The organism is Bacteroidota bacterium, assembly GCA_005882315.1.
In the GTDB taxonomy this organism is placed as follows: domain Bacteria; phylum Bacteroidota; class Bacteroidia; order Chitinophagales; family Chitinophagaceae; genus VBAR01.
Genome location: VBAR01000001.1, coordinates 95,779 through 110,005 on the forward strand (window position 1 = coordinate 95,779; position 14,227 = coordinate 110,005).

Below are 14,227 nucleotides of genomic sequence, written 5' to 3' on the forward strand. Positions count from 1 at the left end.
CCGCCAAAAGAAAACCATGCAAATAACCCCGGGAACTTTGTTGAGCAGCATCAATTCTCCAGCCGATCTTAAGAAGCTGACCCGTGAAAAATTACCACAAGTTTGTGATGAATTGCGTCAGTATATTATTGATGTAGTAAGCGTACGCGGCGGGCATTTTGGAGCTAGCCTGGGTGTTGTAGAACTTACTGTTGCACTCCATTATATTTACAATACACCCTACGACCAACTGGTATGGGATGTTGGTCACCAGGCATATGGACATAAAATTCTTACCGGCCGTCGTGATAATTTTCCAACTAATAGAAAATATAAAGGGCTGAGCGGTTTTCCAAAAAGAAGCGAAAGTGAGTACGATACTTTCGGAGTTGGCCATTCATCTACATCTATTTCCGCTGCACTGGGCATGGCGATGGCAGCAAAATACAAAGGCGAAAAGGATAGAAAATCCGTTGCTGTTATTGGCGATGGGGCTATGACAGCGGGTCTTGCTTTTGAAGCCATGAATCATGCAGGTGTTGCAGATGCTGATATGCTTATCATTTTAAATGATAACCGCATGAGCATTGATCCGAATGTTGGTGCATTGAAAGAATACCTCACAGATATATCTACCTCTCCTACTTATAACAAATTCAGGGATGAACTTTGGAACCTGATGGGCAAATTACCAGTTGGTAAAAAATTTACCCGTGATATGGCTAGCAAAATGGAAGCTGGTTTAAAAGGAATGGTAAGCAAGAGTAGTAATCTTTTTGAAGCGCTTAATCTCCGTTACTTCGGCCCTATTGATGGACATAATATCACGAAGTTGGTAGATACTTTAAAAGACTTACGTGATATCCCTGGGGCGAAAATTTTACATATCGTTACGGTAAAAGGTAAAGGATATGAATTGGCAGAAAAAGATCAAACCAAATGGCATGCGCCGGGTTTGTTTGATAAAATAACCGGTGAGATACAAAAAAAGAAATTTGATCTGCCACAACCGCCAAAATACCAGGATGTATTTGGTTATACAATTATTGAACTAGCCGAAAAGAATGAAAAGATCTTTGGCATCACTCCAGCAATGCCATCGGGTTCTTCCTTAAAATATATGATGGAAAAAATGCCGCATCGTGCATTTGATGTGGGTATTGCTGAACAACATGCAGTAACCGTAAGTGCTGGCATGGCTACACAAGGCATGAAAGTATTTTGCAATATTTATTCATCCTTCATGCAAAGGGCCTATGATTCGGTAGTACATGATGTCGCAATACAAAAATTACCCGTGATATTTTGTTTGGACCGTGCCGGCTTGGTTGGTGATGATGGCCCGACACATCATGGTTGTTATGATATCCCTTATATGCGCTGCATACCTAATATGATCGTAAGTGCACCGATGAATGAAAGCGAATTGCGTAACCTGATGTACACAGCGCAGTTGGAGTCTACAAAAAATCCATTTGTCATCCGCTATCCAAGAGGTGAAGGTGTAATGCCTGAGTGGAAAACAGAAATGAAAGAAATAAAGATCGGCACCGGAAGAAAGTTGAAAGATGGAAATGATATTGCCATTCTTTCATTAGGTCATCCGGGAAATTTTGCAGCCGCTGCTATCCGTGACCTGAAAGCAGATGGATTGAACCCTGCACATTATGATATGCGTTTTGTAAAACCGCTGGATGAAGAAATGCTGCATGAAGTTTTTGCAAAATTTGAAAAGATAATTACCGTTGAAGATGGAACAATAGTAGGTGGTTTTGGTTCTGCTGTTTTAGAGTTTATGAATGCACATAATTACAAAGCTGAAATAAAAATGCTGGGCATCCCTGATCGTTTAGTTGAGCACGGCACTCCTAAAGAACTTCACAATGAATGTGGTTATGATGCACAGGGAATAAAAGAAACAGTGCTGGAAATGATGAAGGGAAAAGTGAGAGCTGTAGTTTATAAATGAAATATTTCTTTGCATAAAAGTTAATCCGGCTCAAAAGGCCGGATTTTTAATTTACTCTAAATTCAATTTCATCCCGGGCGGTTCCTGTTTAATAAACCATTAACAACTCTGTATATGGAATTGCTTAAATAATAAGATCTATAGTTACAACCATCTTTCTGTTTTTAGAGTCATCATTGAGCTTAGCTTCCTGTGAAAAGTCATATCCAGTCAACTGTTTGAAATCACATGAAATATTTTTTCTGATTCGCTGTTTAGAAATAAGCTATATTTAATTTTAACCAATGCAGAAACTGTCCTTAACCACCTGTTTACTGTTAATTCAACTGTCATTTACTTATTCGCAAAACAAACTGGCTTTGTTGGTGGAAATAGGTACATACCCAACTGAAAGCAGGCTACGCCCCATTGCATCTGTCTCTGATATTAAGTTCATAAAAGCGGGTTTATTAAAAAACGGGTTCCCATTAAAGAATATTGATTCTCTTATAAATTCAAAAGCTACAAAGATTGCTATTCTAAATAAACTGAATGCATTGGCTGTAAAAGCAAAGAAAGATGATATTGTAGTAATTCATTTTGGATGCCATGGTCAGCAAATCCGTGATCAGCGTACCATAGAAACAGGTAAGGATGAAGATGACGGTTATGACGAAGCACTGCTTCCGTATGATGCAAAAGGATTTTATAACCCAATAAAATATAAAGGCGAAAATCACCTTAGAGATGACGACCTGGTTGTACCACTTAACAACATTCGTAAAAAAATTGGTATGGGTGGCAGCTTATTAATTTTAATTGATGCCTGTCACTCGGGTACCGGCACACGAGAAGAAAATTTTCCAACTTTCAGGGGCGAGCCAATTCCATTTACAGATCCCGAAAATCCGTTTGATCCTTCTGACATTTCAGATATTGATAACAAAGGCAGTTTTTTTGATGACCCCAAAGACAGCGCTTCCAATATGGTTGTAATCAGTGGCTCTGGCCCACACCAGGTAAATAAACAAATGCTGATAGACCATGAAGAAGTTGGCTCATTATCCTATTCATTTTATAAAGCGATTACTGAGATGCCCGCTGGGGCCGATTATAATTTATTGTTCCAGAAAATGAAAGCTTTTATTCAATCGGTAATTCCTGATCAGTTACCGATGATAGAAGGAAACGAAAACCAGTTAATCTTCAGTGGTAAATATTCAACAAAAGAGAAAAAGAATTTTATACATGTTGGACTAAAAATCAATCAGCCGGAAATTGGCGATTCCGTATTTACCCTTGCTCTTGGGCTGATGGATAATTTATCGGCAGGGATGACAGGAAAATTATACCAGCCCGGCAAAGATGAACCTGTTGCCAGTTTTACGATCAGAAGAACGGACCACTTCAATAGCATTGGAGTAGCTGAAAAAATTCTTAAAAAAGATGAACTGTATGAAGCCCGATTTACTGAAGAAAACTACGGAAGCCTGCATAGCAATATAAAATTTAATAACGCAAAACCGGTATTAGAAAAAAATCTTAAACAATTTCTTTCCCAGTATAGTTTTATCCGGTTTTCCGACCAGGCTGATTTTATTTTTGAAAATGACAAAACACCAATACTCAAGGACCGGAATAAAAAAATTATCTGGACAGGTTCAGAAAGCGATGCTGATACGCTGGCAACTGATGACAAAAAAAACATGGTTGCCGGAATTAAAAATGCATTACGAATAAAATATCTCCGCACTTTGCCAGATGGAGGTGATTTGTCAAATGTAGTTTCCGCTGAACTGAAAACTGATAAGCCCGGCAACCCTGCTGAAAACTTAATACTTAACAGTGGAGATCTACTTACCTTGAAAATAAATAACAATAGCAGCCAGAGCCTGTTTTATACTGTGCTGGATATTTACCCGGATGATCGGGTAGAGGTTTTATATCCGACAGCAGGAAAAGAGCCACAGGATTACAGGATTGAAAAAAACAGTTTTGTAGAAAGAAGATTACGGGTAAGTGCCGGCACACCAACAGGAGTTGAGTTTTATAAAATAATTGTTTCTAAGGAACCGATGGATTTAAGGGCTGTGTTTGAGAAAAAAATCACAAGAGACAATATGCAATCGTTTCAAACTGTACTGGATGATTTGTTTAATGAAAAACAGGGAAAGGCTGCAACAAGAGCTGATGTTTCAAGCATTAAGGCAGAAGAAATCGGGATCACTAGCGTTAGCTTTACTATTAAACAGTAATAATATTATCAATTGAATTCAATTTTTAAAAAATATTATCTCTTCCTCCAATTTCTTTTGATTAGTGCATTTGCATCTGCTCAAACGCCTGCTGTTGAGACAGAAGAAAAGGAAATGTGCTTTTCCATCAACGCTATCTACAGGGTAAATGACACCATGATTGTTTTTATAGATGAATCCAAGGGCATGGGAGTTCAAATAGGTAATTCGGTAAATGCATTTCATCGTTATCTTAATGTGAACAGGCAATATAAATTTATTGGTTCCGGCAGAATAGTGAAAGCAGACAGCTTTATTGCTGCGCTGGTAAAACTAAATAAGCTTGCAGATACACTTCGTAAGGATGATCTGCTTTCATTAAAACTAAATGTTCCGAAGTTAGCTTACAGGAGCCTATTCTCAGAACTGGCGTTTAATAATATATTTTTTTTCGACAATGATAATAAACCTTTTTATGATTTATCCAACTTATATTATGCCGACAATAAGCATAAAGAAGATTCAATATTTTCAATAATGCTGAACAACTTGCATAACAGGTATTTAAACATAAAGGACAGAACGGATTTAGATGAGTCAACAACACGAAAGATTAAAGGAGGAAGGTATTCAGGAAAATCATCTCTTGAAATGTACCGGGATGTTAAAAGAGAAGACCTCGAAAGTTTTTTGCTTTTTATATTCTCTCATCCTGAACCATATAAAGGCGCAGCAAATAAACTAACAAGTCAATTTAATGGCTGGATAATATTTGGGGCACCCTATAGTCCCGACGAAGTAAAAAAAGCGTTGTTCCCTGTTTATAAAAACAAAGCACTGCTTTTAAAAAAGCTTCCCGTTTATAAACAGGATATTATTAACCAAGCCTATTGCTCGATATTTGCTAAAGAAATTGAACAAATAATTGCAGCTGGTAAACTTACTGATGCTGCGGAGCTGACTAATTTTATAAAAACGCTGGCTTATGCACTTAATGACACAAGCGGTAAAGCACTTTCCTGGCTATTCGAAACAGAAATAACCCACAAACAGGATAGATATGATATTGCCGTTATTCTATGCGACTCTGCAATAAAATATTCTGTATTGGCAAATAATTCTGAATATGAGCTTGCTGCTATTTCAAAAAAAATATTTTGTCTTTTTAAATTATTACAGTTCACAGCATCTAAAAAATTGATACAGGAATTTGAAAAAAAAATCATTGAATACAGGTCCAAAGTGCCTGAATCTGTATATAACAGCAACTGGAAAAATAGATACGAATATGAAGGCAGTATATATTATGCAGAAGGCAATTATGATCTTGCGCTTAAATCCTACGGACAACTGATTGAATTAAATAAAGGAATAAACAGTTATGAGTCAATAAAAAAAAATGCTGAATACTTTACATATATTGGCCGTGTAAATAACGACCAGGGAAAACCATCAATGGCACTGGATTCATTTACAAAAGCTGCATTTATTTACAGGCGAAATCGTGATACGCTGAATTGGGCTAAGGTTCAAAATGATATGGCATATAGCTATTACAAATTGGCCAATTATCGTAAAAGCATAGCTTATTGCGATTCTGCTTTTGAAAATTTATTACGATTCAATGACTCTAACGACGCCGGCTATTCTAAATCTTTACGGGGAAGCTGTTATTGGGAAATGAGTAATTATGATTCTGCCGTAATTGCTCACAAGGAATCTATCGTATTAAGGGAAAAAGCAAATAACCTTTCGGGCCAGGCACAATCATGGAAAAGTATTGGTGAATTATATTTATTGAGTGGCGAAAAAAACAAGGCTTTGTTTGCTTATGATTCTGCTGCTGTGTTCTATCAACAGTTAAAAGACAGCTCCGGGCTTGCTGAAACCTACAATAAAAAAGGAAATGTTTTCTATAATGATGAAAACAATAAAAAAGCAGTCGAGTTTTTTGAAAAAGCAAAAGGGATAAATAGTAAAGCCACGGTAGAGGCCTTATATAATCTCGGCAATGCATGGTCTGAGATAGATTCAGTTAAAGCACGTTATTATTTTACCGAATGCAGCAAGTTAAGCGACAATACAAAAAACACTGCTTATCTTTTTGATGCAACAAGGTCGCTGGCAAATCTTGCGTACCGCACAAATAATATTGCAGCAGGTGATAAGCTATATATAAAATGCCTTGATTTAAGTAAACAATTAAATACTGCACAGAGTTATGGGGATTGTCTTTCATTAAAAGCTTATGGTTTTAAAACACAATTGCAATTAGACAGTGCATTACAATATTATAACCAGGCAATGCAGGTTTTTGATACGGTAAGTCAGTCTGGTGTAATCTGGCAGTTATATAGTATCGCTGAAGTAAATATTTCAATGGGTAATTTTTTAAAAGCAAAAGAAGTTTATAACAAGGCAACCAGGCTAGCGCAAATGAGCAACAATAGTATTGCCCTTGGATCTATATTAGGAGCAACTTCTTTTTTATATGGTCTCAATGGCGAGTTTGAAGAAGGATTAAGAAACAATGATAGTGCCCTCGCAATTTTTAAAAGATCGGGTAATATATTACGTTTAGCGAACACCTATCTATCCAGGGGCACCCTCTATAAAAGCATGGGCGATTATAACAAATCAATTAATGCTTTTCTAGTCGCTGATAGCATATATGTCGATCAACAAGCAGTAGAATACAGAGATGCTGTTTCTACAAATATTGGTGTAACTTATTTTACCCAGTACGATTATGTAAATGCACTTAAATACCACAGGCTGGCATTAACTCAGCTAAAAAAAGGGGTAATTGATGAAAGCTATCTTTTGGGTAAAGGAAATATTGGAGAAGATTTATTCTATTTGAAAAAATACAGCGAAGCCGAAAAGGAATTGCTGGAAGTTTACCCGGTTACAAAAGGAAAAAAATTGCACCGGGTTGCATCAGGCATGGCACTTTGCCTCGGTAAATTGTATTACGAAACAAAAAAAACCGACAAATCAATTGATTATTTTTTATATGCTGCCGAATATGCAAACAGCAGTGGTGAAAAAGAAAAAGCAATTGAAGCATTAAACTTTTTAGGTCAAATCAATAAAGACAAAGGCAAAACGGAAGATGCTGAAGATGATTTTAGAAAAGCCATTGCCATTACAATTGAATATAAAATTGCGCTGGGATGGGAACCTTTTTATCAATTGGGGCTACTGTTTTATACAAAAAACAAATATGATAGCGCCATACAATATTTTAAAAAAGCAGTTGAGCTGCTTAATAAAAATTCAGAAAATTTATACGGAGGTGAAGAAGCTTTAAAAATTTTTAATAATGATCCGAAAAAATCCGACCTCTATAATAAGATCACATTTTCTTACTACAACCTTGGCAATATCGATCAGGCCTGGGCTTATGCGAACAGAAGCAATATTGCAGGTTTGAAAGAATTGTCGGGTACATTATCTTCTTCATCCAATAACGAAGAAAAAAACGAAGCCTTAAAAAAATTGCTTGCTTTTCAGCAATCTAAAAAGGCACTGGAAAGCACACTGGAAAAACAGGATGGATCGGCAAAAGAAGAAACCCTGAAAAAAATAGAGATTGTAGAAGCTGATTATAATAATTTCCTGGAGGATGTTGTGCAAAAATACCCCGAGTTAAGTATTTACTTCAGCAAATCAAATGCAGATGAATTTAATAATTATAAAGCCAAGTTGCCAGAAGATGTAGCAGTATTGTTATACTTACTCAACAATAATACACTAATGATATTCTCTTTAACACGAGAAAATCTTTCTGTAGATACAATGACACTTGATATAAGCTCTAAAGTGAAAACATTTATTGAAGCAATAAAAAACACATCAAAGACAACGGGTACCGGGCCATTAACGCTAAGATCCGAACCGATAGATGAAGACAAACCTGCAGGCAATATTGAATTTAAAGATCTTTCAAATCAATTGTACAATATACTCATCAAAACCATATCAGATAAAATAATCGGCAAAAAAAAGCTATGCATTATTCCTACCGGCGTATTTAGCAATATGCCTTTTCAATGTCTTGGCACAAAGACAACTAATAACGGTTTTAAATTTTTAATAGAGGACTATAATGTTTTTTACACGAATAAAATGTCGATATTTAATAATGCTGAAAACGAAATTGTAAAAACAACAAACCTTACATCTTTTGCAGCATTTGGTGTACCGGATGCAGTACTGAGTTTCAATATAACTGAAGTAAAAGAAATCGGGAAGATTGTAGGCTCGGATTCCACCGTGTATACAGATGCAAGGGCTACCGAAAGCATGGCTAAGCAAAGCCTGCGTAATAAAAAATATATACATTTTGCCACACATGGCGTATTAAACTATTCATCAGATTATTCGCAATCATATCTTAAATTATTACCCGATAAAGACACCAGTAATGGTAATAACGGGCAATTAACTATGCGGGAAATTCAATCGCTTGGAATCAAAGATTGCAATATGGTAATACTATCTGCATGCCAGACAGCCGTAAGTAAACAGTTGGTAAAGGGCTGGAATATTTCACCGGCCAACTCCTTCCTGGTTAGTAATGTAAAAACAGTTGTTGCCAGTTTATGGAAAGTTGCTGATGAGCCTACAGGATTATTAATGCAATATTTTTATGAAAATCTTTCGTCCCCTGCATCAATGGAGAAAGCAGAAGCATTAAGACAGGCGCAAATAAAACTAAGCCAGGATAAACGTTTTACCCATCCGAATTACTGGGGTGCATTTGCAATGTATGGCGACTGGAGATAAAACAATACGTAGCGTGTAGTTGTAAATATTAATTTAATAAATAGTTTTACTCAAATTCAAACCACCAAAAATGAAAAAAGCATTAGTTATTTGTTTTCTAGTTACAATTTCCCACGGCCTGGCCTTTTCTCAAAAAATACTGTTTGCAGGTAAAAAACCAATAGGTGCGGCATGTACCACATTACTTGGAGATCTCATGTTTGCAAAAGTGGATACAACACCTGGCCGGAATGTAGCCGACAACTATAAAGCATGGGAAAACGGCGATACTATATTGGTCAAATTTTTTGACAACAGTGGAAGCCCGGCAATGAGACAGCGGATAATGCGATATGCAAAAGAGTGGGAATTATATGGCAATATCACACTTAAGTTTGTAACCGACTACGCACCGGTTACTAATATCCGGGTAAAACTAGGAAGCAAGTTTGATTCACTTGGGCACAATTCACTGGTTGGTGTAGATTGTAATAAAAGCCCGCAAACTAAGCAAACAATGAACCTGGACACCAGTGATTTTTTTGATGCTGATTATTATGTAAAAGAAATCCAGGACAAAGGCCCGTTTTATCAATACCTGGTAAATAAGAATACCAACTTTGATACCTATACCTATTCGCAATTATATGCTGACCTGGTTTACTATCCTTCTTCCAATAAAAAATACCTCGATAATCTGATGCGGGGAACTACATTACATGAGTTCGGGCATGCATTAGGACTATTACATGAACAAAGTTTCCCCGGTGCTATTAAATGGAACAGGGATACCATTTATAAACACTATTGGCAAAACTACCATTGGGCTAAAGCTAAAGTTGATTTCAATGTATTGGAAACAAGTGACCAGTTTTTCACCAACGGTACAGTATATGACCCTAAATCGATCATGCACTATTCAGTAGAATCATGGCAAACAACAGACGGATATTCACTCGTTGAATCGAATGAAATTTCGCAGGGAGACAAGAATATTATTGCAGCTTTATATCCAAAATATTCCAAAGTATCAGCATTGGCTGTTCCCAAAGTAATCATTTCAAATTTCACCCGGCTGGAGGTAAAGAATGATGATGTTGCCAAAACACTTTTAATACGTCCCACTTTTGACATAAAGACCGGTGCCAAACTTGCCAATGCCTATTTTGTTGCCAGGTTAACAACTGAAGATGGCATGCATTATCTTTCTACAACCAGTACTTTATATAACTGGGGTGGTTATGCAGCCACATATGCAAGGATGAACCTGCTGCCCAATACAAAAGCCAGTTACAATAACCTGGTAAAAAATCTTGAGTTAAATTTCCCTTACGACCAGATGCCGGATCTGAAAGGAAAAAATTTCAAGGTGGAATTCACGGTTTACCAGGATAATGCAGCCAGCGGTAAGCTTGACAAGCTGGTGTATTATTCGTTATCATCGCCTTTGAGTATTGTGAGATAAGAAAGCTGCTGGATTTATTTGTTCGTCAGTTTATATTTTGTTTCATTAAAAATAAGTATGCAAAAGATCCTAATCTTTCTTGCATACTTATTTTTTTGTGCCAATTGCTTTTCACAACAACACCTAAAAAGAATGAAGTAATTTATCTTTCATTTTTTTTAACCAATCATTCAAAAATCATAGCTATGGATTTTCGTTAGTTAAGCATCTCTCCTTTTGCTTAACCAACTTATATGCTGAAACCACGCAATCTCCTCATTCTTTTTATCCTGATCTTATCGTTTTCATGGTTTAGTTCTTCCGGTATCTGGAAAAGAACAAAGGCTGTTCATTTCAATAGCCCGGAGAAAAAAAGAGCAATTTCAAATTCAACATTCGAGGCATTAAAAGTAAAAGTGGAAGAAGCTAAAATATTTATTAAAAACAAATCATACAATGAACAGATCTGTTTTTTAATTGACATGAGTTTACCCTCAGGCCAGAACAGGTTTTTCGTTTATGATTTAAAAAAAGATACAATTAAGAATGCCGGCGTAGTTACACATGGCCGCTGCAATCAAAACTGGCTAGAAGGAAGGAAATACAGTAATGAACCCGGTTGCGGTTGTACCTCTTTGGGTAAATATAAAATCGCCAACTCGTATTATGGCAGATTTGGATTGGCCTACAAACTTCATGGCCTTGATAAAACAAACAGCAATGCTTTTAAAAGATTTGTTGTATTGCATTCACATGAGTGTGTACCGGAAACAGAGATCAAAGATGATATCTGCCAAAGTGATGGATGCCCAACAGTGGCTCCCGGTTATTTACAACAACTGAAACCCATCATTGATGAATCTACAAAGCCAGTATTGCTTTGGATCTATGAATAAAAAAATCCCGTTCAAGTTCTGAACGGGATCGATATTTTATTTCTAAAGTTTATTAAGCTTCTTCTCCACCACCACTAGCTTCTTCCTGGGCTTTAAAGCTTTTTACGATCTGTGCATTCATTGTTTGTTCGCAATTAAGCACTTTACCTACCGGGCAAGTTGTTTTAGCTTCTTCAGCATACTGGGGGAAATTTTTTGCTCTCAGTTTCGGCACCTTTGCTTTTACTTCCAAATGACTGTTGGTGATAGTACCATTCTCCAATGTAACAGTACAGGTAGTTTCGATACGGCTTGGTGTAAAACCAGCAGCTCCTAATACAAAACTTAATTTCATTGAAAAACAACCCGCATGTGCAGCGGCTATTAATTCTTCAGGGTTTGTATTGGTTCCGTCTTCGAAACGGCTGCGGTATTCGTAAGCTTTATTCTTGATCACTTTTGATTGTGTGATCAGTTTTCCGCTTCCTTCTTTACCTGAGCCTTTCCAGTTGGCTGTTGCAGATCTTTTCATAATGTAATTTTTAAAATTATTAAAGTTGGGTTTGTTCTTCCATTTCAGCAAGCCTGTTTTCCGGCTCGTTGTATTCGATTATGAAATTATTTTTCCCTTCACCTATCATTATTTTCAAAAACTTCAGTTGCACCAGTTCCAGTAATGATAAAAAAAGAAAAATAGCATGCACCCTGTTTTCACACTCACTAAAAATCCTTTCAAACGCAACCGTTTTTTGCTGGCGTGCCAGCGAAAGCATACTGTCCCTGCTTTCTTCCATTGTATAATTATACTGCACCACCGTATGTACCGGCCGGCTTCTCCGGTCACTGTATTTCTGCATTACACGTTCAAAGGCTTTCATCAGCCTGAACATAGTGATGGTTTGAATCTCTGTTCCCTCTCCTGCTTCTTCACCGATGCCAGCTAATTCCTTTTGCAGATTTCCTCTTCTCACCATTAGCATACGGGTAGCTTCCATTTCTGCCATCTGCGCCGATGCCTCCTTAAATCTTCTGTATTCAAGAATTTTATTTACCAGCTCTTGTCTTGGATCTATTTCATTACCCTGTGCATCCAGTTCCTTACGCGGCAATAACATTTTGGCCTTAATTCGCATAAGGGTTGAAATAAAGAGAATAAATTCACTTGAAAGTTCAATATTCAGCTCATCCTGTTGGTGTATATAATCCAGGAAATCGTTTGTGATATTAGTGATGGGGATATTATAAATATCCAGTTCGTCTCTCTCAATAAAAAACAAAAGAAGGTCAAAAGGGCCTTCGAACTGGGGTAATTTTATCTGGTAAGCTGTATTATTCACTAAAAATAGATTGATTTAAAAGAAACTCCCGTTTGGGTGCGAAACCGAACCTAAACGGGAATCTCCAAAAAGCCCGCCGTTCGACGGACAAAACTAAGGGAAAATGTGCTTAAAACCGGCAAATTGCCCCAATACCGACAAAACCGCGGTACATTACTGAGCTACTAATGTCTTCATCCATGATCAAATCAAAGTTACCGGCAACGGTAAACCATTTAGCCAGGTTAACATCAACACCAGTTGTCCAGTACATATTAAAGTTTTCAGCCCCATCACGAAAATCGCTTATTAGTTCCAGGCGACTTTTTATAGTCGTTCTTTTTGCAATTTCTTTTTTCCATGAGAAATTAGCCAATAAACCTGCCTCATAGCGAACCTGTTTTTCAGGATCAACATTATAATAAGATGCAAGTGTTGGTTCTGGTGAGCCATCAGGTTTGACACCTCCCTGGTAATTGAGGCTGTAAGGAGAGTTGGTTACAGTAACCCAGCGAACAGCAGGGCCTACAAACACATCCAGGCTTTTACATAACTGCAGGTTTGTACCGGCGCTGAATGTGATAAATGCAGGTGCAAAAAATCCGGAAGTTCTTTTAGGTGTAGCGTATGAATAATCATACCCATTCACAATCTGGGTACGGGCACTGAACAATACCCCCGGTTGCCATTTTTCATTCTTCAGTTTATAACCATAACGTGTATTAAGTTCAATTTTATTTTCGTTCAGTTCAGGCTCATTATCATCTGCTGTAGTACGTAGATAACCGCCCACCAGAGAGTTGGTCCATACGTTACGGCCCCAGCTTTTGTCAGCATGTAACTTCAGGTATCCGCCATAAACAAAGCCAAAGTCCTGGTTAAAGCCAGAATAATGATCACTGGAGCTACCACCGCCGCCTAAAATAGAAATGCTTCCGCCAGCTTTCCATGCGGTAGCAGGTTTTACTTTTTTTGTTTTCGTCGCTGCTTTTTCCTGTGCAGCAACAGAGAATGCAATAGTAATTGCGAGTAAGAAGAATAAAAGTTTTCTCATATCAAGTTAGTTGAGGTTTACAATCAGAAAGGCTGAACGCCTCTCCAAATATAAGAGAATGTTCTTTTCCGTCATAAAAAAAGCCGGACCTATTGAATGAGCCCGGCTTGTTTTAAAAATCATTTTATTTTTTTAAAGCATCCCGTATTTCCCTTAATAATGTGATGTCTTCTGGTGTGTCTGACGGAGGCGGCTCTTCTTTCTTTTTAAGGGTGTTAAGGGCTTTAATAATTAGAAACATGACGAATGCTACTATAATGAAATCGATAACAGTTGTAATAAATGCACCCCAAAGGACGGATACTTCTGTTTGAGTAACTTTCCCTGCTGCATCTTTGATCTCTTCTTTAATTATCCATTTATTATCCGCAAGACTTTTACCGGTAAGCAGGCCAATTAAAGGAGCTATAATTCCGCCGGTAAATGCTGTTACAACTTTTCCGAATGCGGCACCCATCACAAAGGCTACAGCAATATCGATCAGGTTACCCTTTAAAGCAAACTCTTTAAATTCCTTAAGCATTCCCATAAAATTGGTTTTAGTATAGTGAAAGAATATCCTCTCTAGAAACAAGAAATGGTTGCTTATTTAAAAATAAATTATTTA

The 14,227-nt window shown here is 37.2% G+C and carries 9 protein-coding genes; 5 read left to right on the forward strand and 4 right to left on the reverse strand.

Annotation, left to right across the window (positions count from 1 at the left end):
* Positions 1 to 16: 16 nt before the first annotated feature.
* The 5 genes from E6H07_00415 (at position 17) to E6H07_00435 (ending at position 11,271) form a co-directional block, all read left to right on the forward strand.
* Positions 17 to 1,948 (forward strand): 1-deoxy-D-xylulose-5-phosphate synthase, encoded by a 1,932-nt coding sequence (locus E6H07_00415; GenBank protein TMI64414.1) that lies wholly within the window; start codon positions 17 to 19, stop codon positions 1,946 to 1,948.
* Between the two features lie 284 nt (positions 1,949 to 2,232).
* Positions 2,233 to 4,182: a hypothetical protein gene (locus E6H07_00420; GenBank protein TMI64415.1), complete on the forward strand. Its 1,950-nt coding sequence runs from the start codon at positions 2,233 to 2,235 to the stop codon at positions 4,180 to 4,182.
* A 12-nt stretch (positions 4,183 to 4,194) separates the two neighbouring features.
* Positions 4,195 to 8,952 carry a CHAT domain-containing protein gene (locus E6H07_00425; GenBank protein ID TMI64416.1) on the forward strand — a complete coding sequence of 1,586 codons (4,758 nt, stop codon included), beginning with the start codon at positions 4,195 to 4,197 and terminating at the stop codon, positions 8,950 to 8,952.
* Positions 8,953 to 9,022: 70 nt separating this feature from the next.
* Positions 9,023 to 10,396, forward strand: a complete 1,374-nt coding sequence (locus E6H07_00430) for a hypothetical protein (GenBank protein TMI64417.1) — start codon at positions 9,023 to 9,025, stop codon at positions 10,394 to 10,396.
* Between the two features lie 233 nt (positions 10,397 to 10,629).
* A complete protein-coding gene (locus E6H07_00435; GenBank protein TMI64418.1) occupies positions 10,630 to 11,271 on the forward strand; it encodes a peptidase in 642 nt (213 codons plus the stop codon).
* A gap of 52 nt (positions 11,272 to 11,323) precedes the next feature.
* Here E6H07_00435 and E6H07_00440 read toward each other — a convergent pair whose 3' ends face one another.
* The 4 genes from E6H07_00440 to mscL form a co-directional block, all read right to left on the reverse strand.
* Complete coding sequence (locus E6H07_00440; GenBank protein TMI64419.1) at positions 11,324 to 11,782, reverse strand: OsmC family peroxiredoxin; 459 nt, start codon at positions 11,780 to 11,782, stop codon at positions 11,324 to 11,326.
* Between the two features lie 19 nt (positions 11,783 to 11,801).
* The gene (locus tag E6H07_00445; protein TMI64420.1) at positions 11,802 to 12,587 is read right to left on the reverse strand and encodes a chromosome segregation protein ScpA; all 786 of its coding nucleotides are present in this window, start codon (positions 12,585 to 12,587) and stop codon (positions 11,802 to 11,804) included.
* 109 nt (positions 12,588 to 12,696) lie between these two features.
* The gene (locus E6H07_00450; protein ID TMI64421.1) at positions 12,697 to 13,620 is read right to left on the reverse strand and encodes a DUF3078 domain-containing protein; all 924 of its coding nucleotides are present in this window, start codon (positions 13,618 to 13,620) and stop codon (positions 12,697 to 12,699) included.
* A 124-nt stretch (positions 13,621 to 13,744) separates the two neighbouring features.
* Positions 13,745 to 14,143 (reverse strand): large conductance mechanosensitive channel protein MscL, encoded by a 399-nt coding sequence (gene mscL, locus E6H07_00455; GenBank protein ID TMI64422.1) that lies wholly within the window; start codon positions 14,141 to 14,143, stop codon positions 13,745 to 13,747.
* Positions 14,144 to 14,227: the final 84 nt, after the last annotated feature.

Bases quoted from the DNA above. Each gene is read 5' to 3' on its own strand.
- E6H07_00420 (TMI64415.1), top strand. From the start codon at position 2,233: ATGCAGAAACTGTCCTTAACCACCTGTTTACTGTTAATTCAACTGTCA.
- E6H07_00430 (TMI64417.1), top strand. From the start codon at position 9,023: ATGAAAAAAGCATTAGTTATTTGTTTTCTAGTTACAATTTCCCACGGC.
- E6H07_00415 (TMI64414.1), top strand. From the start codon at position 17: ATGCAAATAACCCCGGGAACTTTGTTGAGCAGCATCAATTCTCCAGCC.
- E6H07_00450 (TMI64421.1), bottom strand. From the start codon at position 13,620: ATGAGAAAACTTTTATTCTTCTTACTCGCAATTACTATTGCATTCTCT.
- E6H07_00440 (TMI64419.1), bottom strand. From the start codon at position 11,782: ATGAAAAGATCTGCAACAGCCAACTGGAAAGGCTCAGGTAAAGAAGGA.
- mscL (TMI64422.1), bottom strand. From the start codon at position 14,143: ATGCTTAAGGAATTTAAAGAGTTTGCTTTAAAGGGTAACCTGATCGAT.
- E6H07_00435 (TMI64418.1), top strand. From the start codon at position 10,630: ATGCTGAAACCACGCAATCTCCTCATTCTTTTTATCCTGATCTTATCG.